This is a genomic window from Lysinibacillus sp. VIII_CA (assembly GCF_049943995.1).
Classification (GTDB): Bacteria; Bacillota; Bacilli; order Bacillales_A; family Planococcaceae; genus Lysinibacillus; species Lysinibacillus pinottii.
Map to the genome: position 1 here is coordinate 384,751 of NZ_JBNFXM010000001.1, position 22,957 is coordinate 407,707.

Here is a 22,957-nt window from a genome sequence, read left to right on the forward strand (position 1 = left end):
TCCCATTTTTTAAAGGTAAAGTTATTTCAGTTCTCCAAATATAAATGAATGGTACCATCTTGTTTGATAACACTATCCACTTCAGGTAATTGGTTACCAATTTTAGTCCCTTCTCCATGCCATTCTATACGAAATGGATAAAACTGCTTGGCAATATCATCCTTTGTCTGACCAATAAAATTTGGTACCTTCACAGTAATTGGATCACCATATCGATAATCCTTTTCAAGCTGTTCCTTTGATTTTTCAATACCTACAAACGGTGCAACATCCTCTATTATTTGCCCAACAATAGGTGCTGCTACAACACCGCCAAACTGCGTCGTCTTTTTAGGGTTGTCGACTGCTACATAGACGACAATTTGCGGATTGTCAGCTGGCGCAAAGCCAATAAATGATACGATATATTCCCCACTCTTGTAACGGCCGTTTTCAACCTTTTGCGCTGTTCCTGTTTTACCGCCAATTCGTAAACCATCTCTAAAGGCTTGTCGACCTGAACCATTTGCTACAACTGACTCCAATGCGCCCCGAACCTTTGCAGAAGTCTCCTCACGAATCACCTGATTTTTGACAACAGGTTCAGTTTCCTGTATGACATCCCCTGTATTTGGATTAAATACTTTTTTTACAACATAAGGCGTATATAGCTTGCCTCCATTTATAGCTGCTGCTACCGCTTGAACTTGCTGAATTGGAGTTACCGCTACCCCTTGCCCAAATGAGGTTGTAGCCTGTTCAACGGGTCCGAAGGCTTCCTTAGAAAATAAAATTCCTGAGGCTTCACCAGCAATATTGGAACCAGTCTTTTGACCAAAGCCAAAATCTTTAATATATTGCAATAGTCGCTCGTTTCCTAACCGCTGCCCTAATTCAACAAAGCCTGGGTTACAGGAATTCTCCACAACTTCTAAGAAGGTTTCATGTCCATGCCCTTCACGCTTCCAACAACGTAGTCTTGCCCCAGCAACCATTGTATACCCTGGATCATAAAATGTATCATGCTCTAAATCCACTAAATTTTCTTCCAATGCAGCGCTCAAGGTAATAATTTTGAAAGTAGAACCTGGCTCATATGTCATCCATACAGGTAAATTTCGATTATAAATCGTTGGTTCGACTAATTGATATTCAGCCGGATTAAAAGTTGGATAAGAGGCTAATGCTAAAATTTCACCATTATTTGGATTCATAGCAATGGCCAATGCTTGGTCCGCTTCATAGCGCTTCATAGCCTGTGACAATTCACGCTCAACGACCTGCTGGACATCGACATCAATCGTTAGCTCAATAGTTGCTCCATCCTCACCAGCTTTCCAAGCACTCGCGACATTTGGTAGATTATTGCCTTTTGCATCTGTAAAGAGGCGAATTGCAGAAGAATTAGCCTGTAAAAACTTATCATATTCGTATTCAATACCAGCTAAACCTTGTGCATCATAGCCTGTAAATCCTAAAAATCGAGATAAAAGTGTCCCATATGGATAATCTCTAGAGTAGTCGACACCACTATATAGTCCTTCAATTTGTAAGCCTTGTAATTCAACTGCTTTTTCATAGGGGATATTTTTTCCCTCAGGCGCTAGCTTTACTAAATAGGCTTTTTTCTTCATCTTCTCTAACAGTTTCTCTTTATCCACTTCCAAAACTTGCGCAATTTTTTCAGCGGCCCCTTCAATATCTTTACTTTGAGAGGGCATAAAATATAAAGTTGGTGCAAGCTTATTAGTTACAATACTCTCCCCATCTCGATCAGTAATATGCCCTCGTTCATTAGCAAACGGTATTTCTCGGTCCCAGTTCTCTTCTGCCTTCGATGTCAGTTCTTTTTGATCTAACACTTGCAAAAAGAATAGCCTAATCACTATCGCCACTGCAGCACACATAAACAACACATATAAAATACGTAAACGCTTTTTAGAATGGATAGAAATCCACTTCATTCGACATCACACCTTGTTTTTTACAACGTATGAAATAAAGTGGACTTCTATTCAGTATTATTCATCCTCTACTTGTTCAATTTCACCCTCAGAGGCAGCTTCTACATCTTGCACAAAACTTTCAGCAGGTGTTTTGAGCTTAACAACAATCGGCGAACTATCCGTTATAACAGTCCCTGGAGATACACTTTGACTCGCTACAAAGCCCTCACCGAAAATCTCCATCTCTACCCCTGTCATGGATTTGAATACAAGTAAATTTCTTAATGACCAATTCGTAAAGTCTGGCAATATGATATCTCCATCTGTCTTTAAAAATACATAACTACCTTTTACTAGTTGTTTTGTATCTTTAGGATATTGGTCTATGATTTTACCCCCGCTACCAACAATAACAGGCTGCAATCCATTGTTTCCTAGCTCTACTTCAATCGCTTCAGCACTTTGACCTGTATAATCCTTCATATCTACCTTATCCACATGCTGTACATCATCCGGATTAATATTAAGGTGCTTTAAGCTATTTAACATCACAGGATTAAACACTTTAGATACTGGCACTGATCCAAGCTCATTATTTAACTTAGGTTTTTTCACTGAGACATACATAATGAGCTGAGGATCATCAACGGGAGCCATTCCTAAAAATGAATATAGGAATTGGTTAGCGCCCCAAGCATACGTACCATCTGCTCTCGGAATTTGCGCTGTCCCTGTCTTCCCCGCAACCTCGTAATCTTCCAATATAAAATCCTTTGCCGTACCATATTTTGAAGTTAAAGTAGAAGCAAGAATTTCTCGTACTTGTTTCGCTGTATCTGCTTTGATTGGCTGTCCTTTTTCAACAGGTTCATGGTTTTGAATAACCTTCCCTGTTGATGAATCAACAATGCGGTCAATTACATAGGGCTGCATCATCTTGCCATCATTCGCAATAGCAGTCATGGCTTGAATCATTTGGATAGGTGTTACGGTTGACCCTTGCCCATATGTTGTTGTTACTCGTTGGATTGGGTATTGAGATAATATTGTTCCTGCCGCTTCATTCGGTAAATCAATTCCGGTTTTGTGGCCAAAACCAAAGCGGTCTAAATATTCCACAAAGACATCATCGCCAATCAATTTTAATAAGTGGGCCATGGCCGTATTCGAAGAGCGTTGGAAACCCTCTAAATAGCTAATTTGTCCCCATCCAACCTGATTATGGTCTCGAATTGTTCGGTCATGTACTGTATAAGAGCCAGATTGAAAATTTGCATTCGGAGCCCACGTATTTGTATCAATCGCTGAAGCGAGCGTGAATGTTTTCATCGTTGAACCAGGCTCAATTGTCTCCTCAATTACCTCGTTCAGCCATTTCATATTTTGGCTTTCGCGTGTTTCAGGATTGAACGTAGGTCGTTGGGACATCGCTAATATTTTCCCTGTTTTGGGGTCTGCTACAACCGCAGTCATAGATTCAGGATTGTATTCCTTTTCAACCTTTGACATTGCTTCCTCTAAAAAGCTTTGGATGGTTTTATCGAGGGTTAAATAAATGTCATCCCCATTTTTAGCAGGCGTCACCATCTTCTCGCTGTTGGGTAATAAATAGCTGAAAGCATCTGTTTCATATTTGATTTTCCCGTCGACGCCTGTCAGTTCTTTATCATACGTATATTCTAGGCCCATTTCGCCTTTTGTTGTAACAGTCCCGTCCTCGTTATCCTTCTTCAGTGCATAGCCAATTAAATGGGAGGCAAAGACACCATTTGGATAATATCGTTTTAAGTCGCTAACAAATAGAATCCCTGGTAATTTTTCTTCCTTTATTTTACTCATAACCTCGTGACTAATACCGCGTCCTGAACTACCAAACTCTACTTGATATAATGGTTTCCCATCGCTTCTATAGCGATTATTTAGCTTTTTAAGAATTTCGTCTTCTTTTCCTTGCATGGCTGGAATATACTTCGCTAAAACTTGAGCCGTTTTTTCAGCATCTACAACATGCCTCGGTTTCTTTGAATCCGTTGTAGCTGCTTCACTTACGACAGCTACTAGGCGATAGCTTAACGTATCCTCTGCAATCACTTGACCGTTTTGGTCATAAATCTTTCCTCGGTTTGCTGTGATAACACTTTCCTTACCATACTTAGCAGCTGCTCTTGCTGCAAGCTCCTGTCCTTCTACTTGCCCTGTCGCCTGAATGTTCACCATTCTTGTGAATAATAGAAAAAAGAGCCCTCCATAAAAAATCAATAATAGAAAGGCTCCCCATTGGAATCGAAATCTCTTTTTTTTCATTCTCCCGGCACTACCTTTACATTTTTCTCATTTTGAGTTAAACCGAGTTCTTTCGCTTTTTTCCATATGTTTTCGTATGTAGAAAGTTCACTTACACGAACCGTTAAGTCAACATTCTGTTTTGCAATCTCATCTGCTTCTGATTCGATGTTTTGAATGTCCATGTTTGTAGTTTGAATAGCTGCTTGTTTATTTAATACCAGGATACCTAATACAGCAATAATGCTAACTAAAACAATTAGCATTGTCTTCTCAAACTTCTGGTTCGTTTTTTTACGACGTATGATAGTGGGTTGTGGACTAGGTGGTGTTATCGGTTGTTGCACTTGTTGATGTTGGTGCTGTTGCCTTACACGTACGGCTGCCATTTACTCACGCCCTTTGTCGTTAATTTTCTCCACCACTCTAAGCTTTGCTGAACGCGCCCGATTATTCACTTCTAATTCTTCATCTGAAGGAACAATTGGCTTTCGTGTAATAAGCTTTAAAGTTGGCTTCATGTCATCGGGAATTACAGGTAAATTTGGTGGTAATTCCGGTAATGATGACGCTTCCTTAAAGATTGTCTTGCATAGGCGGTCCTCCAATGAATGGAACGTAATGACACTAATGCGTCCACCTACGTTAATCATATCAATCGCATCGACTAATGAATCCTCTGCCGCGCCTAACTCGTCATTGACAGCAATTCTTATTGCTTGGAAAATGCGCTTTGCTGGATGCCCACCTTTTCGGCGTGCCGCTGCTGGAATACCCTCTTTAATAAGTTCTACAAGTTGTCCAGTTGTTTCAATCGGTGCTGATTTGCGCGCCTCTTCAATTTTACGAGCAACTTGCTTTGAAAACTTTTCTTCCCCATAACGGAAAAAAATACGTACTAAATCCTCATAAGCCCATTGATTGACAACTTCAAAAGCTGTAAGTGTTGCCGTTTGATCCATGCGCATATCTAGTGGTGCATCATGGTGATAGCTAAAGCCTCGCTCTGGTGTATCTAGCTGAGGTGAAGATACGCCTAAGTCATATAAAATGCCATCTACTTGTTCAAAACCATGAGCCAATAATTCTTCTTTTAAATACCGGAAATTCGAGTGGATAAACGTGACACGCTCAATATAGGGCGCTAATCGAATTTTCGCATTTTCAATAGCCGTCATATCTTGATCAAAACAAATTAATCGGCCTTTATCTGATAATTGCTGTACTAAATATTCACTATGGCCTGCACCACCTAACGTACAGTCCACATATACACCATCAGGATCGATGTTCAACCCATCAACAGTTTCTTTTAATAACACGGTTGTATGATCGAACATACCACTCGCTCCTTTCAGGCCTTAACCTCATGTCAACTTTGCATTGACATGCCTATCAAAAGTTAAAAATCAAAGCCAATCATATTTTCTGCAATTTCATTAAAAGATTGTTCAGACTCGCTGAAGTAAGCTTCCCATGCATCCTTAGCCCAAATCTCAATTCGATTTGAAACCCCCAACACTACACATTCCTTAACCAGATGTGCATGTTGCATAAGAGTAGCTGGAATATTGATTCGCCCCTGCTTGTCTATTTCTACCTCTGTTGCTCCAGAAAAGAAAAACCTTGCAAATGCACGTGTATCCTTTTTGGTCATCGGTAAATCTTTTAACTTTTCTTCGAGTTTTCGCCATTCATTCATAGGATAGCCAAATAGACAGTTATCGAGACCTCTTGTGACAACAAACGCTTCGCCTAAAGCTTCACGAAATTTTGCCGGCACGATTAATCGCCCTTTTGCATCAACGGAGTGTTGATATTCTCCCATGAACATACTACTCACCCCACTTTATTAAATAATGTACCACATCCCCCCACTTTCCTCCACTTTTTTTAAAAAAAACTTGACATTTTATCTCTTAATATGCAATTAGACCTTGATAGGAATTTTTGATATATGCTAAATGACATAAAGAAAGAGCTATCCTTAGTAGGATAGCTCTCTATATACGATTTTTATAGACATTATTCATCAAATCCCTATTGTATCAAAAAACTACCTAGGTATAAAGAACTTGATACTTAGGTTTTATAAATAAAGTAAATAGTGGTGTTTGCCAATACTATAGTTTTGCTTTAACATTTCAGCAATCAACATAGGTCCAAACTCATTAAAATATTGATACGGATTATACGTTCTTTCCTGGAAGCCCTCATTTGGATACAACTCATTTTGTAGCGTCGTAAATTTGCGTATAGTAGTCTCATGCTTATCGAGTACAGTTTGTTCAATTTTTTGCTGAAGGTAATCAAATTGTTTTGCATGATTTTCTTGATTCTTCACAAGGATTTTATCTAAAGTTAAATGTTGTTCCTCTAAATACGATGCAAGCTCACTGTACTTTTCTGCTAATAACTGCTCCATAGCCTGAATTTGGCGTTTAGCTTCAATATCTTGCACATCATGAATAAAACGCTCTTTCATTTCTAAGGCTTTGCCATTCCAAACATCTGTAACAGACAATTGATGTTCACGTAATAATTGTTCTACATGACGCGTCACAATCGTCATATGAAGGCGTGGAGCAAAAATAGGCATTTGTAGGTCTAGCACAGAAAATGCACTCTTTAATGTTGCCCAATAAGCTAATTCACCTGGACCACCGACGAATGCTAGTACAGGGAACGTCATTTCCTGCATTAATGGGCGAGACACTACATTATTACTCAAACGCTCTGGATATTTTTCAGCAATCTCTAATAGCTCTTCTCGAGTAAATTTAAGGTTTGCTGCTAAATTAATAAATAGATCATTTTTTCTTTCTAAAAGATGACGTTCTCCATCCTCTACATAGAATAAATTAGCTGCTTCTCGTGTGGCCAAAATAGGTTTTCCGTAGCCCGTTCGCTCTAGTTGCTCTTCCTTTTCTGTTACGACTCTAGCAATTTCTTCACTATGCTGAATGATATGCGTAAAATTGGTACTTTCATATTGACGGAAATTATAATCCGCTGCATCAATTAACAGTAACCCTTCATCTTTAAATAATTGGTTCATTAACCGCGCAAAGAAATCAGTAAATGTCTCACTTTCGTTTAGCACATCTACTAATTGTTTAATAAGCGCCTCTGTATACTCTGTTTCCCCAATATCCCTAACAACGGTATGGATGAATTGTGTCATTGACTCTTTATTGAGCATTGTTGCAGAAGCCATTGTTTTACGTCTAGAGCGCTCACTGTATGCACGTTTTTTTAATAGCTCACCATGCACCGTATAGGTATGATTAATTTCTTCCAAATCATGATCTTCTCCAGCTATCCAAAAAACAGGTACCACAGATCTTTGAAGCTTCACACTTTGCTCTTTTGCTAACACAATCACTGAAATCGCTTTATGAACGGAGTAAAGAGGGCCAGTTAAGATACCTGCTTGTTGGCCACCAATTATGACCATAGCTCCCTGTTCTAATTGTTGTAAATGCTCATTCGCTTTTTGTGATAGCCCTAGCGGCTCCATAAATTGACGGATGATGGCTGTCAGCTCTTTTTGATCTCTGGCATGTTGTGCTAAATGCTTCGCTCTTTTCTCAAAAGCCTGATCATTAAATTCGTATTCAAAAAACTGATGAATGGCAGTATTTGGCGACCAGTAATCGGCTAGCACATTATTTTTTATAGGTACTTGGATAGACTCCAGTTTCATTTAACATAAGCTCCTCTACTCACTCAATCATTAATTTACTTATAACGAGAAATTGATTCCTCACATATTATGCACATGATGCAGTAAATGTTTTAGCCCATATTGCATTTCTCCCACCATAAATATAGCACTGTGCAATATTACTGAACTATTCTTCTAGCTCTGGGCTTTATGGCCTTTAATCAGTTTCCCATCCATAAAGAATGATTTTTTATATCTACTTTATAATGCTATTATTTTAACCCTTATAGCTCCAACTTGAAAAGAAAATGCTTAGACAACCCGAAAATAGTCTACAAGGGACTGAATGACACCAATTATACAAATAACAGCATACGCGGTGCTCAATAATAAAAATAAAAAACGCCAAATTTTCTTTAATAAAGGCTTCACTTCTATTTCTTTTTTTGTCCGCCAATCAATATATGTAAAAATCATAGCCATCATTATTGCAAGTATGACTAAAAGTCCCCCTACATTTATTTGCCATAGTACCCCAATGCCTAAGGGTACCGAAAAGAACAAACAGAAGGTTGTCACATCAGAGGCTGCACCAAATGCATGCGTGCCCCGTATTTTAACTTTCCTACTAATTAGATAGACTATAATAAAAAGAACAATTGGACAAAAAATAACGATACTAACAATTATATGTAAAATGTCTTTCAACTTTGTTCACCGCTCTCCTCTATCGCAAGTACTTGGAGATATAAGGTACGCAAAGTAGGCAAATGATGACCATTTGTTAAGGCTTTATTCAGTATGGCACCAACAATTGTTTCAATCTCACTTCTTCTTCCCTGCATACGATCTGCAAGCATAGAAGAGGTATTTTCGGCTGTTTGCCTACATAAGTCTACCACGTCTCCAAAAGATATAGTGCGCTCAATGCCTTCGAACGCCATTGTTAACTCCTCATATAAATTTTTCATAAGTACATACGCGTGTGTATTCGTCACTAGTTCCCCGTTCTTTATTTGTAATACACAAGTTAATGGATTGATTAAGCTATTGAATATAGCTTTTTCAAATAGCATCTTCTCCGCATTATCGACCAGTTCAACAGGAAACAATGGGTTTTGTAACTGTAACAACTTAAAAAAAACATGTTGTTCCCCTCGTTCAATAGCTATTTTACATGGACCAATTCCTCTATGTTGAACCGTTGTTTGATTCAGCAATTGTGCGCCAAAAGATACAGAGCAAAACGCGATATTTTTTTGAGGTAAATTTAGTGCCTCCTCAAAATGAGCTAAGCCATTTTGCAAAAAGAGCAAAGGTATTTCATTTGATAGTGACGCTAATTGGTCGTAGAGATTCTGTAAATGAACATATTTAACAGCAATGACCATTAAATCTTGAGGTGGTAAAGAAGTTAAATTTGTTGTAGAAACAATTTTTTGTACAGTTTTAGTTCCATCAACATTCAATCGCGTTAATTGATTGATAGTTAGCTCTTCTACCTGCTCCTGTTTTCTGGCAACCAATGACACTGACATTCCCGACTCTGCTAAAAAGCTTGCTGTTAATTGACCAACCGCACCAGCACCAATAACTGCTACCTTCATCATTTCATTTTACATCCTTTCCTCACTACTTTATAAAGCTATAAGAATAAGGTGCCTCAGAATAAATTCTAAGGCACCCCTAAGCAGGTTCTTCTATTATACAAGATTGGCTGATTATTGACGATATACTGAAAGGGTTTTATCTCTAGGAAAGATAAATATTGTATAATCTTCCGAAGCTACTGTTAATTTAATCTTTCATTAATGAATAACCTTGTTGCAGCCACTTCACTAATTTCTCATGTTCATTTTGCAACTCGCGATGTTTCATTTCAAGGGTTTGATAGGCATCTGTTAATTCGTCAAAACTTGTCAATGCCAATTTCAAGTGACTTCGCATAGATTGTTGTGGTTGATTTCTTACAGCTAATAATGACTGACTATATTGACCACGTAATGTTTTATTCCAACGGAAGCCACATGCCTGCTTTGTACGGCCCAATTCCACAGCCGCCATTTCAAAAGCCTCCAACTGCGTTTTGCCATTTTGCACATTATGCAAGACAATTTCTGCTAGTCTTTCATCGTCTTCCTTTGTCCATTGATCTTTTCTTTTTTTCAATTCCATAATCTATCACCCTCGCATTTTTTACTACTATATGCAGTAGCGAGCAAAATAGAATCATTGCATGAAAAAAGACAGTGATGATGTTTTACTTTCATCACTGCCTTTATACATCACTTTTTATTCTTCTTAGTTAAGAAATTATTAACAGCCAGATGATGCGCTTCGCTTTCCCACAATTTTGCACAAGTACGAACTTCCTCCATCACCCGCTCATACATATTTCGTTCGCGCCATTTACGAAGTTCGATTTCCTTATAAGCTTTATGAACAGACGGATGTATTTTTCGCATATGTTCAATAAAATCATTTAACGCCTCTTCTTTTGAGCCTTCAAAAACTCGCATTGCCCACCCTATTTCATAGAGCAAATGTGCAGGATATGGCTTTGCATCTACAAGCATTTTTAACGCACGATCATGACGTAACCCTCTTTCAAAAAGATATGTACCACCACCCCAGCCACTCGTAATGGCTAAGGTCCCTTGAATAAAACCGCACTTGGCATGTTCTGCCACTAAACGGAAATCACAAGCCGTGGCAATCTCACAACCGCCACCAACTGCAGTACCATTTATAAGCGCTATCGTCGGAACCGGGAGCGTCGCAAGGTCATATAATATGTTCCCCATTTTACTTAACATACCAAATGCCTCATCCTCCGTCTCCAGAGAATGAAACTCAGATAGATCTCCCCCAGAGCAAAATGATTTTTCTCCAGCACCCGTCACTACTAAAAAACGTACATCCTCATGTTTACGAATATACATAATGACTTCCTGAAGACCATTCATAACCTCATCATTGACAGCATTACGCTTCTCTTCTCGATTAATCGTAAAAGTCATAACACCATCACGATTGTCAATCGTATAACTCACATCACTACCCCCTTTGTCTCCATGAAATAATTGTATCATACAATTATTTCACTATTATATTAAACTTCACAAACGACGCAATATTCCGTTTTTAATCCATCAAAAAAAGGCTAGTAAAGAGCCATGGTCTCTCTACTAGCCTTTTAAGTGAGCAAACACTGTATTATTTGCTTACTACTTCTTTACCTTTGTATTGTCCGCAAGCTTTGCAAACACGGTGTGATAATTTAGCCTCACCACAGTTAGGGCAAGTTACCATACCAGGTACAGATAATTTGAAATGCGTACGACGCTTTCTTTTTGCAGTTTTAGAAGTTCTTCTAAATGGTACAGCCATTGATGGCACCTCCTTACAGATCGTCTATTCGTCTGTTTGATCAAAATACTTAGCTAAAGCAGCTAGTCTTGGATCCACTTTTTGTTCGTCAGCTTTTTTGTGTAGCTCTACGTCTTCGTCTGTTGCATAAGACCAGCTTTTACCGCCTTGCACTTGTCCTTCAGTATTTTCCTTGAACACTTGCATAGGCACCTCGAGTAACACTAGTTCCTCAAGAACTGGTTTCATGTCGATGACTTCACCGTCAATATAGTGAATGTCTCCGTCATCGTCTCCTCGTTGATCTTCGTCAATCCAGCTAAAAATTTCAACTGTCTCAACATTGATAGGAAACTCAACATCCTCCCACGTGCGAGCACATGGTAGTGTTAACGTCGCTTTCACAGTTAACTGACATGTCATTTGCGATGCACCAAAAGTACATAGCCCTTTTACATGAACGGGCGAAATTGCTCGAATATCCTGGTTTCGCTCCATCACTTCGTCCAATTGGACAAAGGCATCGATTGGCATCCCGTTTTGGCGGTATTTAGATAATTGATGAATTGACCATTTCATTCGTTTAATCACCTCGAGACAACAATGTTGATTATATAATGTGTAAAAATAGATGTCAAGATAATTTCTTGTCACTACTTTAAAACCTACTTATAATTATATACTATAAGAAGTATATTTGCTCCTAACAGCTTACCATAAAAACATAAATGACCAGGAGGGAAAGCATGAAAGCAGTTGGAATTGTTGTTGAATATAATCCTTTTCACAACGGACATGCCTATCATTTGACACAGGCAAAAAAAGTAGCGAAAGCAGATATTGTCATCGCTGTTATGAGTGGAACATTTTTACAACGTGGTGAACCAGCTATGGTTGATAAATGGACACGTACAAAAATGGCACTCGCAGGTGGTGTAGATATTGTCATTGAGCTACCTTATGTCTATAGTACAGCTCCTGCTACTGATTTCGCAAAGGGGGCGATTTCAATATTAACTGCCGTTGGCTGTGACTCATTTGCTTTTGGTAGTGAGGATGGCTCTATCCAACCATTCTTGAACACTTATGATTTGATTGACAATAACCGTACAGAATATGACGCACTCATAAAAGACAGCCTTAAAACGGGGGCTAGCTACCCTAAAAGCCTATATTACGCCTATGAACAGCTTACTCAGAAGTTCCCAGCCCCATACATTGATCTTGCACAACCCAATAATATTCTTGGCTTTCATTATCTAGAGGCGGCGAGAACGCTGGACAGTAACATCAAGCCGCTAACCATTCCCCGTATCGCAGCAGGTTATCATGATGCACTTAAACAGGACTCATCCATTGCAAGCGCCACTGGAATACGTAAAGCCCTAGCATCTACAAGTTCTTTACAAAGTGTGCAAAAGGTTGTCCCTGAGACATCTTTTGATTATTTGACAGACTGGCATAGACACTATAAAAAATTTGCCAGTTGGGAATCATTTTGGCCACTATTACAGTTCACTATCATGAGACACACGCCTTCAGAGCTCACTCGTTATGCAGAAGTAACTGAAGGAATTGAGAACGCTATTATGAAAGCTGCAAAAAATAGCTCATCCTTTAATAGCTTTATGGAAAAAATAAAATCTAAACGTTATACATGGACACGAATACAACGTATGATCACTCATATTTATACAGGGTTTACAAAGGAGCAGCTACAGAGCTTTGAAGCCCCATCATTTATCCGTTTACTTGGCATGAGCGCAAAGGGTCAAGCTTATTTAGGAAAGCGCAAAAAAGATATTGAATTACCTTTAATAAGTCGTGTTGCAGCTGCAAATGATGCTATGTTGGCCATCGATATTCATGCTGCAGAGCTATACAATTTAAGTATAGAACAAGGCGTTACAGCGCAGAGTCTCCCTAAAGATTATCAAACACCCCCAATTCGTAATTAAAGTCATAAAAAGAGATGCTAGATAGTCTAGCATCCCTTTATCGTCTTTATTTTTGTTGCAGCTGCTTTAAATATTTTATGGCATCATCTACATTTTTCACAGGTACAATTTTCATCTTTGTCCCAATCTCCTTCGCTGTTTTTACAGCAGTTGTATAATTCGACTCTAAATCTGGATATTTTGCCTTCATTTCTGTAGAAATTTCATCATCGGGGGCAAAAAAGATTTCCATACCATCACGATCAGCCGCTATGACCTTATAGTCAATCCCCCCAATTCGACCAACAGATCCATCCACTAGCATTTCTCCTGTACCTGCAATGGCATAACCTTTCGTTAAATCCTCATCCAGAAGTTGGTCTAATATTTCAAGTGTAAACATCAATCCTGCAGATGGACCACCAATATCCTCTGTTTTCATTGTTACTTGTGGATTGGTTTCAATTGATTTGCTTTCTGTATAAGAAATCCCTAAACCCGCTCTATGTTCTTGCGCATTTGGAATTTCCTTCAATGTAACCGTTGCCTTTTGCTGTTCTTCTTGTCGTATAAATTGAATCGTTACTTGATCCCCAAGCTGTTTAGGCTGTAAAAGCTCTACAAGCATTTGCTGATTAGTTATTTTGTGACCATCCACTTCAATTATTTCATCACCAGCTTTTAAGATGCCGTCTGAAGCACCACCATCTAATACATTTAAGATAAAAACACCGTTAAAATGAATTTTTGTCTCTAATCCAGCTCTTTGGAAAGCTACATATTTTGCATTAAATTGTGAATCTGACATTAATTTCAACTGTCGAACATTATATTCCTCATCATCCTCTAATGGATTTCGGACTTGTTCAATATCCATGAGTTTTTGATATTTTTGAGTTTTAGCCCATAAATATGAAAACGGTGTGGCTTGCTGCATGGCAACCGTCATGAGACTCATAGACCCTAAACTATCTGGCTCCTTGCTATCGACTGTAACAAATTTACTGACATCATAGGCACTACCAGGTTTCATAATATACGCGTCTAGTCGGTATAACATCATAGAACAAATCACGACTATTACCACCGCATAAATGCCAATTTTTTTCTTCACTTGAATACACCTCCTAGGACGCTTGCAAAACCATACGTTCATGTTTTTGCCTTTCTCACATATATTAATTTTAGCATTTGCCTATGTGAATGACAAAAAGTTGAAACGAGATGATAACATGTTTGCTACAATTCAAATAGCGCTCTGCGTAATTCTAATTCTCTTACTCTTGTTATTCCCACAAACCGCTCATAGTGGTACTGATTTAGGCTTATCTCTTTTCATGGAGGCGTTATTTCCGTATTTACTACCCTATTTGGTATTAACACAATGGCTTTTGCGTTTAACAGCGCCTATGCGTACGAAAACAAAGAGAGCTTCCTTATACGTACAAGCCTATATTATTAGCGCACTTGGGGGCTATCCAACTGGAGCAACCACTATTGTTTATTTAAAAAACAGCGGTCAGTTACATCCTAAAGAAGCAAATTTTCTACTAGCTGTTTGTCATGCACCAAGTCCATTATTCGTGTTAGGTTTTGTAAGTCTTGATTTACTACACAGTAATACGTTTGGATGGTTATTTTTATGTTTACTACATACGTTTAATATTTGTTGCTTAGTAACTGGTTACTTTTTATACCGCAAAACGGATTCACCTACCATATCTGTTCACAACACTACACTTTATACGGCTCCCTTTTCAGAAAGTATTAAAGAAACTGCCCCAACAATTTTGCTAGTGGGCACAACTATTATCTTTTTCACAACCATCCAGACTATTGTGCAACAGGGATTAGATCAATTAATACCAAAGCTGCCTTATACAATTGAACTTTCCTTAGCAGCTATTCTAGAAGTGACAAATGGTCTTAAAATGACTGTCACTGCCTTCCCAGATTTTCCGTATACTACTTTACTAGTCGTCATTTTGTTAACGATGCAAAGTATAAGTATTCATTTACAAATTTTTGTGATTGCTAAATCCGCCAAACTTTCTGTGAGACCTTATCTAAAATTCCGCCTCCTTAGCATAATCATTGTACCAACTATTTATGCTCTATTTTTTCTGAAATAATTAGTTTTCACAGATAAAAAAGAGGATGTTCAGCGTATATTACCGACATCCTCTTCAACCACTATTGGGAAAAACCATATTTTTCTTTTAAAGCTTGTACAACACAATCTGGAACTAGCTCATTTACATCACTTCCATATTTCGCAACCTCTTTTACAATACTGGAACTTAGGAATGAGTATTGATTCTTCGTCATAATGAAAAATGTTTCAATGGTTTCATCAAGAAAACGGTTCATAGAAGTAATTTGCATTTCATATTCAAAATCTGAAACTGCTCGTAAGCCACGTACAATGGCCTTGGCTTTTTTTTCTTTAGCATAGTCTATGAGAAGACCTGAAGAACTTTCTATCCGAACATTAGGTAACGCTTTTGTTACTTCAGCCATTAAAGCCATACGCTCCTCTACAGAAAACAACGGATTTTTTGCTGAATTGTTTAATACGGCGACATAGACGATATCGAACACATCGGCTGCACGTTTAATAATATCTAAATGGCCAAATGTCACAGGGTCAAAACTTCCAGGAACTACAGCAATTTTCTCTGACAACTTATTCTCCCTCTTCCTCTGTACAGCGATAAACAGAAATAATTGTTCCGCCATATGCTTCTTGTCTTTTTAAAACAAACTCACCAAAACTTTGAGGCAATGTTACTTCTTTTGCATGTTCACATAAAATAATACCATTTTGTTGAATTTTTTCATTATCAACGAGTAATTGTACTAAGTCATAGTATTCCTTTTGATGATAAGGTGGATCTAAAAAAACTAATGAAAACGTAATATCACGCTTTAATAGCGCTTTCACAGCACGCTTTGCATCAATGCGAAACAGCTCAGTATGCTCTTCGTAACGGCATTTTTTTATATTTTCTTGCAGCACCTGAAAGGCTTTTGCATCTTTTTCAATAAAAATAGCACGCTCTACACCACGACTTAGCGATTCAATGCCTAAACCGCCGCTTCCTGCAAACAAATCAAGTGCAGTACCTCCATCAAAAAAAGGACCAATAATATTAAAAATCGATTCCTTCACTTTATCAGTTGTAGGCCTCGTCGTATTCCCAGCTATCGCCTTTAGCGGCATTCCTTTACGCTCTCCTGCTACAACTCTCATATAAGCTATCACCGTACTTTCATCCATATAAAGTATTTTTGCAGCGAAAGGAAAGCCCTCCGCTGCAAAATTTATTGTTGCTCTTGTGTTAATACTTGAATACGTTCCTCTTTCTTTTGTAATTCAACTAAGAATAAACGTTGTAACCAAGCTTCTTCCACATAATACTGATTAGCAATTTTAATAATTGGCTCTGAAATTGTTGAATATCTTCGCTGATTGAATACATAAAATCCAGGTTCTTTAGGGAATCGGAATGTGCGATGCTCGCTATTTACATAATAGCCGTTCTTTCCTTCTCCGACTGTATAACCAAGATAAGGTAATAACGTATCTGCCGTATATAACGCTTGTCCTTCATATAGAATAACATGAACGTCTTCCTTCAACACATCATTCACATATACATCTCGAGAATCCTCAAATAATAACGGATATGTTCCGTTTTTCTGTGCTGCATTTAACGTAAAGTATGATGTCTTAGCATCTAACACTTGCGATAAATACTCATCCATAGTGTTTGGAGAAATAGGGTCATCTCCAAGTTTTTTCAACTTATCTTGCCAACTCTGCTGTTGACTATCTGTCATATAATCATTCAATGTCTTCACAATTTTCTTTGCTTTGTCTCCACCAATTGAATCATTCACTAAATAGGATGCCACAACTTCTAGCAACCATTCTGGGGAGTCCACAAATGTATATTGCGATTTTATTTGGGACAAAATGACTTCCTGTTCAACAGCTTGAGCTGTAAGTGTTGGTAAAAATAACAACCTTTCATCATGAACCGGGACAGGACTTTTCTCTTGAATAATCGCGATATGTTCATCATTTAAAAACTGTAAACTCTCTAAAGATTTTAGGAAATCATTCGGAACAGCCTGTTGTGCATAGATTGATAATACAGGCGTTTGTTCTTGTACTTTGAGTTTTCCTGCTTGCCAATAAAGATCATGAACAGTTCCGTTGCCTCTAAACATCGTATAGTTAACAAGTGATAGCTGTTGTTGACCTACTAATGGCAAACCTGTAATCCATTGTCCATTAATTTTACTATCTGTAGAAATATGAACAATTGAATAGGACGCTTCACCATTAATTAGTGTAGCAAAAACGTCTTGAAGGAGCATCTTATTTTTCAAGCCACCCTCAATCGGAATTATGTATGACACAGATTGTGATTTTGTCTCCCCTTTTGCAAAATAAGAGACCTCATCTGATAATCGATCACAGCTTTTTTCATTCTCGATAAAGCAACTAGGATTTGTTGCCTTTTCAGGCCATTTTATTTTCACCTTTTGATTTGGCAAATTTTTAAAATGTTGGCGAATATCTAAGCTATTTTCACGATAAACAATCTCAATTTCCTGCGAGTAATGAAAATCCCCTATGCCGGTTTCTAAATCAGATGAGTATGCATGATACTGGAAAAATAACGTTCCTGAAATAATAAGTACTAAAATAGAAAAAAAGCTTAATGCAAATTTCATGTGCTTGACCTCCCGCAGCATGATACTATGAGTATTGGAAAGGATGTGCAATTATTATGCCACAACAATTTATAGAATTAGGAGAAGGCTATGGTGATGTATACGAGCTACTTGAAATTATTAAAACCAATCAGGAACGCTTTCATCAGGCCTTTATACTAACATCTACAAAAGAAGATAAAAAGGTAATCTCCTTAGCCGTTGCCTTCAAACCAGTGGGTGAAAGTAAATTCATGCCAATATATATTTGTCGCGAAGGCATCCCTTATCATGATGAACAACCAACTAAGCGACAAAAAATGTTTGAAGCACAAATAGAACAACTAGACCGAAAAGCAGTTGTTGTAGAAATAAAGCACTCATCTATATTTTCGGAATCAAAACTATTTTATCAATACTTAATCGGCATATTAAGACTAAATAACTATATACCAGCATTGCCCTAATATTATAGACCTACTTTATAGTCATATTCCTTGGCTTTATCTGGCTTTGCATTTTCGTATTCAGTTTTCACAAATGGACGGTAAGATTCCACAACGTCTTTCACAAAAGGAAGGCGTTGTAGTTTTGTTGTCAACATTTCAATGTCCTCACGATCACAATACAGCACTACATATTTTTGTCTTCTAGAAATATAAAGAACATGACCATATTTCCGAAGAGACTTCGCATGTTTTAATTGATGGACGTAAACGATTAGCCCTTGTCGTTCGTTCATAATGGATTCCCTCATTTCTTACCTAAAAGCATACCATAGACCAGAAAATGATAGCAACAGAGTTTAGCTGACAGAACGCTCGATTTTCCGTTATAATGGAAAAGCATACTACGTTAGCATCGTAGAAATTCGAATCAGTTGTTTTAAATAGCTTACATGATTATTTTTTCCATGGAATGTATATTTTACTGAAGGATGAGATGTTTATGCCTCATTCTTTCATCACGGATGAAGGTAGAAGTCGACATGAAAAAATCATCATTCCCTTAACTACTTACTAGTTTTTTATAAAGCTCTTGGACGAACGTTGGGAGCTAGTCATTGAAACAATGAATTCACCATTACTTTAGAAAAAAATTGTTAAGGAGGACGAATATGGGGAAGAAAACTAAAATAGCAATTGCAATCGCAGCTGCAAGTGCGGCAGCTTGGGCGGGTAGTAAAGCTATTTCTAAACCACAGCAACGTGAAGGTAAACAAGCATTACAGTTTGATCGCACAATCATTCTTGCACACCGAGGCGGAGCTCATTTAGCACCCGAACATACTATGATCGCCTTTGACAAAGCAGCTCAGCTAGGCGTTGATGGATTTGAAATAGACGTACGATTAACAAAAGACGAAGAAATTATTGTTTTCCACGATGAAACAGTTGAACGAACAACAGATGGCTACGGCCTTATAGCTGATATGACATTGGCAGAAATCAATGCCTTAAACCACGGCTATCAATTTGAAGATTTGGATGGAGCCTTCCCTTATCGTGAGGATAAATTACAAGTAGTAACATTACGTGAGCTACTTGAGACTTACCCACATATGTTAATCAATATCGATATTAAAGATGCCCCTGAAACTTATGAAGGAAGTCTAATGCCTTCTAAGCTCTGGCGTTTAATTGAAGAACTTGGCGCAGAGGATCGTGTTGTTGTAACAAGTTTTTATGGTGAGCAAATAGATCGTTTTAACTTATATGCTCAAAATCAGGTGGCGCTTGGTGCAGGTGAATCAGATGTAAGAAAAGCATTTGCTTCCTTCTCCAGTCAATTCGGACATTTATATCATCCAAAAGTAGATGTGTTCCAAATTCCTCCTAAATCAGGGGTTATCGCTTTAGATTCTCCAAAATTTATTCAGTTTTTAAATAATCTCAACATTCCAGTTCACTATTGGACAATCAATGACATAGAGACGATGAAAAAATTAATTACTAACGGCGCTAAAGGGATTATTACGGATCGTCCTGATATAGCCGTAGAATTATTTCAAACTCAAGAGTCTTAACAAGGATTATCCTATGGAAAGCTAATGTTTTAAATAAACGCCTTCCTTCTTACTATTGATAAAAGCCATCGAGATACACGATGGCTTTTGTTATATTAAGTAATGTCTTTCATTGATAGACTGATTCTTCATGTTGTAATACCGCATCCGTTCAGTAGCCTTCTTAAGAATATATGGTCTGGCACTAATTGCGGCATGCCCACTGCCCATAAGAAAATTTGGTCATATGACTCTAAATCTCTATCCCATTTTCAGGTTTCATATTAGCCCTCTCTAAGTGATAATGCCCCTGGAAAGATGTCCACTCGTATTGAAAGCGACCATCTAATAGATCCCCCTTATTAAGTGCATGTGCATCTATAACTGCTGGTACTACCTCTTTTCATATACCATCTTCTGGTACGACTGCAATCCTATGTTTTTCATGTATATTGCCTCCTGCCATAATTGTATAGAAAAAGACTGTAAACAAACTCAGTTTTACTTCGAGTTGTGTACAGTCTAGTAGAGATGTGTTTTAACACATCTTCATTTACGCTGAGCATGAGCATGAACCGCCCGAGCCACATCCTCCTCCGCAAGATGAACCAGATGCAAAGAATGGATTGCTTACAGGAACTTTTACCGCTTCAGAGACTGTTTTCCCTACAAGTAGGCTAATCTCATCAAGCAAGTCCTGAAAATCGTTTTCAGCAATTTTTAAGGCAGAAACCTTTTCATTTAAGTCAAGCGCCCTCTTCTGTTGGCGAATCGACTTCATAATTGTATGGTAGTCCGGATGATATTTTCCGAAACGTTGTACATCTTCGTACTGTTCTTTCATGCGATTAAACGCGTAAATAGCTTCTACAATTTGTGTATCACTATAAACGGCATCATACGCTTGTCGGAGCGCCATCGCAGGTTCTGAGGAAAGAATCATCTCACAAAGCGCTTCCGCCTCATCTAAAATGAATACCCAGTCAGAGGTCATCATCATTTTTAATTCCCCCAATCTCTTTCCCATCATAACAGATTTTATGGTAATTTTACATTAATGAGATTATTAATGAAAGAGGTTTTTCCAATTGATGACAACATCCAAAGAAAAAATCGATCTATTATTAGGGGCAATTTTACAAGATAGTACGGAGGAAGATGAAGAAGTTCTTTTACATCTTTTAACCGGGCTCCGAGAAAAACAACAAGGCATTCATCGTCGCTTTATTAACGCTGCCTTACACATGGTTGGCAAGTTTGAGCCTGAAGTCAGTGAGGTTCGTATTCCCATTACACCAGTTATTCATAACACGATAAAGGTGCCACACGGCGGCATTATTGCGACTATAGCCGATGCGGCAATGGGTGGACTTGCTTCCCGTTCTGTACCAGAAGGATTTAATGTAGTAACTACAAATATGAATGTCACGTATATTGCCACAACAACGAATAAAGAATTAATTGCGCGTGGTCGTTTTGTTCATAAAGGGCGGCAAACACTTGTAATGGAATGCGATATTGAAGATGAGACAGGGCGCAAGCTAGCCATTGCTACGGGATCATTCTTTGTTATTCAGCGTCGGTAAGTAAACCTGTAAAATAGTCTTTGATACACTGTTGATCGGAAAAAGGGAATTTTTGATTTTTAATTTGCTGTGTTTGTTCATGCCCTTTTCCGGCAACAAGGACAATGTCCCCTTTTTTTGCCTTCGCTAACGCTTGATGGATTGCCACTTTACGGTCTAAATAAATTTCATAGTATTGTTGCTCTGTAAAACCAGCAATAATACTTTCATTAATTATGATTGGATCTTCATCTCGAGGATTATCTGTTGTTAAATAGATAACGTCTGCATATTTGCTTGCTACAGCGCCCATAGCAAAGCGTTTCGCTTTATCTCGATTTCCTCCACAACTAAAGACAAGATAAATCGTTTTCGAACGATCGAAGGTTTGTAACACCGCTTGGAGCGCTTCAGCAGTATGAGCATAATCTACATAAACATCAATTCCAACTGGGTTATCGATCTTCTCGAGCCTACCTTCTGGAAGCTTTAAGGACCACATATGTTCGATTATATCATCTATTGGAATTCCTAAGCGCCATACTGCCATCAATGCTGCAACCGTATTTTGCACATGATACTTCCCTACAAATGGGATTTCTACAATATGCTCACTCGCAGATGTTTGTAAGCAAAGCACTGTTTTGCCAACTGTTTCACTGACAATTTGGATATGTAAATCATTGTGATTATCAAAGCCAAATGAGCAGGATTTTTTCTTATCATAAATTCCAACAGAACGGCAAAAGTTATCATCGCCGTTTAATACTAACTTTTTAGATAAGTCAGCTAATCTTTTTTTCGCACGTTTATAGGCTTCTAATCCCCCATGATCTTCTAAATGATCTTCTGATAAGTTTAAAAACACTCCACAATCAATATCACAATGATCAAGTCTATGTTGCTGTAATCCCATTGAAGATGCTTCTAACACTACATGTGAGACACCTTTGCGTACACATTGTTTTAATATCGGATGTAATTCTTTAGCCTGCAATGTGGTAAGCTGCTCATAAGATGTTTGTTGCTTTTCGCCATCAAGATAAAACCCAATCGTTCCTATAACCGCTGCTTTTTTATGTAGAGCGTTTAAAAGTTGACTGACAAAGTGACTCACTGTGGTCTTCCCATTTGTCCCCGTTATTGCAATAACACTTAATGCTTCTGCCGGAAAAGCCGCTAGCTTTGCACTTGCATACGATAGAAATAAGGCTGTATTAGGAACCCATACAAAAGGAATTTCTTTATCAATAATGGGTAAAGAAATACTTTCCTCCGAGACAATTGCGGCTGCTCCACGGGCCAATGCTTCTTTGACAAAACGACTTCCTGAAGTTTTTTTGCCTTTTCGTACAATAAAAATGTCGCCAGGTTGTACGGCCTGTGCATAATCCTCTACGCCTGTAATTTCTGTTCGAATCGAACCTCCCGTCACGCTACATGGCCAGTCTTTCAATAACTCTGCTAATTGCAAGCCTCTT

Annotated in this window: 24 protein-coding genes; 5 read left to right on the plus strand and 19 right to left on the minus strand. The window is 38.2% G+C overall.

Features of this window, described 5'->3' with window-relative positions; all coding sequences use genetic code 11:
- Positions 1-26: 26 nt before the first annotated feature.
- The 12 genes from ACP3VS_RS01915 to ACP3VS_RS01970 form a co-directional block, all read right to left on the minus strand.
- The gene (locus ACP3VS_RS01915) at positions 27-1,943 is read right to left on the minus strand and encodes a stage V sporulation protein D (RefSeq protein ID WP_012293155.1); all 1,917 of its coding nucleotides are present in this window, start codon (positions 1,941-1,943) and stop codon (positions 27-29) included.
- A gap of 57 nt (positions 1,944-2,000) precedes the next feature.
- Positions 2,001-4,229, minus strand: coding sequence for a penicillin-binding protein (locus ACP3VS_RS01920; protein ID WP_036167365.1), 2,229 nt, complete (start codon positions 4,227-4,229; stop codon positions 2,001-2,003).
- Positions 4,226-4,597 (minus strand): cell division protein FtsL, encoded by a 372-nt coding sequence (gene ftsL, locus ACP3VS_RS01925; protein WP_012293153.1) that lies wholly within the window; start codon positions 4,595-4,597, stop codon positions 4,226-4,228. Before ftsL ends, ACP3VS_RS01920 begins: the two co-directional genes overlap by 4 nt.
- On the minus strand, positions 4,598-5,548 hold the full coding sequence (rsmH, locus tag ACP3VS_RS01930; protein WP_012293152.1) for a 16S rRNA (cytosine(1402)-N(4))-methyltransferase RsmH: 951 nt from the start codon (positions 5,546-5,548) through the stop codon (positions 4,598-4,600). It lies immediately after the preceding gene.
- Positions 5,549-5,610: 62 nt separating this feature from the next.
- Positions 5,611-6,042 (minus strand): division/cell wall cluster transcriptional repressor MraZ, encoded by a 432-nt coding sequence (mraZ, locus tag ACP3VS_RS01935; protein ID WP_008173894.1) that lies wholly within the window; start codon positions 6,040-6,042, stop codon positions 5,611-5,613.
- A 255-nt stretch (positions 6,043-6,297) separates the two neighbouring features.
- Positions 6,298-7,914 carry a bacillithiol biosynthesis cysteine-adding enzyme BshC gene (bshC, locus tag ACP3VS_RS01940; RefSeq protein ID WP_012293150.1) on the minus strand — a complete coding sequence of 539 codons (1,617 nt, stop codon included), beginning with the start codon at positions 7,912-7,914 and terminating at the stop codon, positions 6,298-6,300.
- A gap of 273 nt (positions 7,915-8,187) precedes the next feature.
- On the minus strand, positions 8,188-8,583 hold the full coding sequence (locus ACP3VS_RS01945; RefSeq protein ID WP_031418914.1) for a DUF3397 domain-containing protein: 396 nt from the start codon (positions 8,581-8,583) through the stop codon (positions 8,188-8,190).
- Entirely contained in the window at positions 8,580-9,485 is a 906-nt protein-coding gene (locus ACP3VS_RS01950) for a ketopantoate reductase family protein (RefSeq protein WP_012293148.1), read from the minus strand. Before ACP3VS_RS01950 ends, ACP3VS_RS01945 begins: the two co-directional genes overlap by 4 nt.
- Before the next feature lie 187 nt (positions 9,486-9,672).
- Entirely contained in the window at positions 9,673-10,050 is a 378-nt protein-coding gene (locus ACP3VS_RS01955; protein WP_012293147.1) for a transcriptional regulator, read from the minus strand.
- A 110-nt stretch (positions 10,051-10,160) separates the two neighbouring features.
- Positions 10,161-10,928, minus strand: coding sequence for an enoyl-CoA hydratase/isomerase family protein (locus ACP3VS_RS01960; protein ID WP_031418911.1), 768 nt, complete (start codon positions 10,926-10,928; stop codon positions 10,161-10,163).
- Between the two features lie 163 nt (positions 10,929-11,091).
- On the minus strand, positions 11,092-11,265 hold the full coding sequence (gene rpmF / locus ACP3VS_RS01965) for a 50S ribosomal protein L32 (protein ID WP_004224819.1): 174 nt from the start codon (positions 11,263-11,265) through the stop codon (positions 11,092-11,094).
- Positions 11,266-11,289: 24 nt separating this feature from the next.
- On the minus strand, positions 11,290-11,823 hold the full coding sequence (locus ACP3VS_RS01970) for a YceD family protein (RefSeq protein ID WP_031418910.1): 534 nt from the start codon (positions 11,821-11,823) through the stop codon (positions 11,290-11,292).
- Positions 11,824-11,990: 167 nt separating this feature from the next.
- On the opposite strand from ACP3VS_RS01970, the gene ACP3VS_RS01975 reads away from it, so the two are divergent.
- Positions 11,991-13,202, plus strand: coding sequence for a nucleotidyltransferase (locus tag ACP3VS_RS01975; RefSeq protein ID WP_012293144.1), 1,212 nt, complete (start codon positions 11,991-11,993; stop codon positions 13,200-13,202).
- A 46-nt stretch (positions 13,203-13,248) separates the two neighbouring features.
- On the opposite strand, the gene ACP3VS_RS01980 is transcribed toward ACP3VS_RS01975, so the two are convergent.
- A complete protein-coding gene (locus ACP3VS_RS01980) occupies positions 13,249-14,295 on the minus strand; it encodes a SepM family pheromone-processing serine protease (protein WP_426388328.1) in 1,047 nt (348 codons plus the stop codon).
- Between the two features lie 118 nt (positions 14,296-14,413).
- On the opposite strand from ACP3VS_RS01980, the gene ACP3VS_RS01985 reads away from it, so the two are divergent.
- Positions 14,414-15,313, plus strand: coding sequence for a hypothetical protein (locus ACP3VS_RS01985; protein WP_230584349.1), 900 nt, complete (start codon positions 14,414-14,416; stop codon positions 15,311-15,313).
- 61 nt (positions 15,314-15,374) lie between these two features.
- On the opposite strand, the gene coaD is transcribed toward ACP3VS_RS01985, so the two are convergent.
- The 3 genes from coaD to ACP3VS_RS02000 form a co-directional block, all read right to left on the minus strand.
- Positions 15,375-15,866, minus strand: coding sequence for a pantetheine-phosphate adenylyltransferase (gene coaD / locus ACP3VS_RS01990; RefSeq protein ID WP_012293141.1), 492 nt, complete (start codon positions 15,864-15,866; stop codon positions 15,375-15,377).
- A 1-nt stretch (position 15,867) separates the two neighbouring features.
- On the minus strand, positions 15,868-16,434 hold the full coding sequence (gene rsmD / locus ACP3VS_RS01995) for a 16S rRNA (guanine(966)-N(2))-methyltransferase RsmD (protein ID WP_031418904.1): 567 nt from the start codon (positions 16,432-16,434) through the stop codon (positions 15,868-15,870).
- Positions 16,435-16,505: 71 nt separating this feature from the next.
- Complete coding sequence (locus ACP3VS_RS02000; RefSeq protein ID WP_036214899.1) at positions 16,506-17,927, minus strand: hypothetical protein; 1,422 nt, start codon at positions 17,925-17,927, stop codon at positions 16,506-16,508.
- A 56-nt stretch (positions 17,928-17,983) separates the two neighbouring features.
- On the opposite strand from ACP3VS_RS02000, the gene ACP3VS_RS02005 reads away from it, so the two are divergent.
- The gene (locus ACP3VS_RS02005; protein WP_426388329.1) at positions 17,984-18,373 is read left to right on the plus strand and encodes a DUF7147 family protein; all 390 of its coding nucleotides are present in this window, start codon (positions 17,984-17,986) and stop codon (positions 18,371-18,373) included.
- A gap of 2 nt (positions 18,374-18,375) precedes the next feature.
- Here the strand turns inward: ACP3VS_RS02005 and ACP3VS_RS02010 are convergent, their stop codons facing one another.
- Positions 18,376-18,648 (minus strand): YlbG family protein, encoded by a 273-nt coding sequence (locus tag ACP3VS_RS02010; RefSeq protein WP_031418902.1) that lies wholly within the window; start codon positions 18,646-18,648, stop codon positions 18,376-18,378.
- 375 nt (positions 18,649-19,023) lie between these two features.
- On the opposite strand from ACP3VS_RS02010, the gene ACP3VS_RS02015 reads away from it, so the two are divergent.
- The gene (locus ACP3VS_RS02015) at positions 19,024-19,932 is read left to right on the plus strand and encodes a glycerophosphodiester phosphodiesterase (RefSeq protein ID WP_197149238.1); all 909 of its coding nucleotides are present in this window, start codon (positions 19,024-19,026) and stop codon (positions 19,930-19,932) included.
- A gap of 532 nt (positions 19,933-20,464) precedes the next feature.
- Here the strand turns inward: ACP3VS_RS02015 and ACP3VS_RS02020 are convergent.
- Complete coding sequence (locus ACP3VS_RS02020; RefSeq protein ID WP_031418901.1) at positions 20,465-20,911, minus strand: YlbF family regulator; 447 nt, start codon at positions 20,909-20,911, stop codon at positions 20,465-20,467.
- 91 nt (positions 20,912-21,002) lie between these two features.
- On the opposite strand from ACP3VS_RS02020, the gene ACP3VS_RS02025 reads away from it, so the two are divergent.
- Entirely contained in the window at positions 21,003-21,497 is a 495-nt protein-coding gene (locus ACP3VS_RS02025; RefSeq protein WP_012293134.1) for a PaaI family thioesterase, read from the plus strand.
- On the opposite strand, the gene ACP3VS_RS02030 is transcribed toward ACP3VS_RS02025, so the two are convergent.
- The gene (locus tag ACP3VS_RS02030; protein ID WP_031418899.1) at positions 21,481-22,950 is read right to left on the minus strand and encodes a UDP-N-acetylmuramoyl-L-alanyl-D-glutamate--2,6-diaminopimelate ligase; all 1,470 of its coding nucleotides are present in this window, start codon (positions 22,948-22,950) and stop codon (positions 21,481-21,483) included. The genes ACP3VS_RS02025 and ACP3VS_RS02030 overlap by 17 nt on opposite strands.
- Positions 22,951-22,957: the final 7 nt, after the last annotated feature.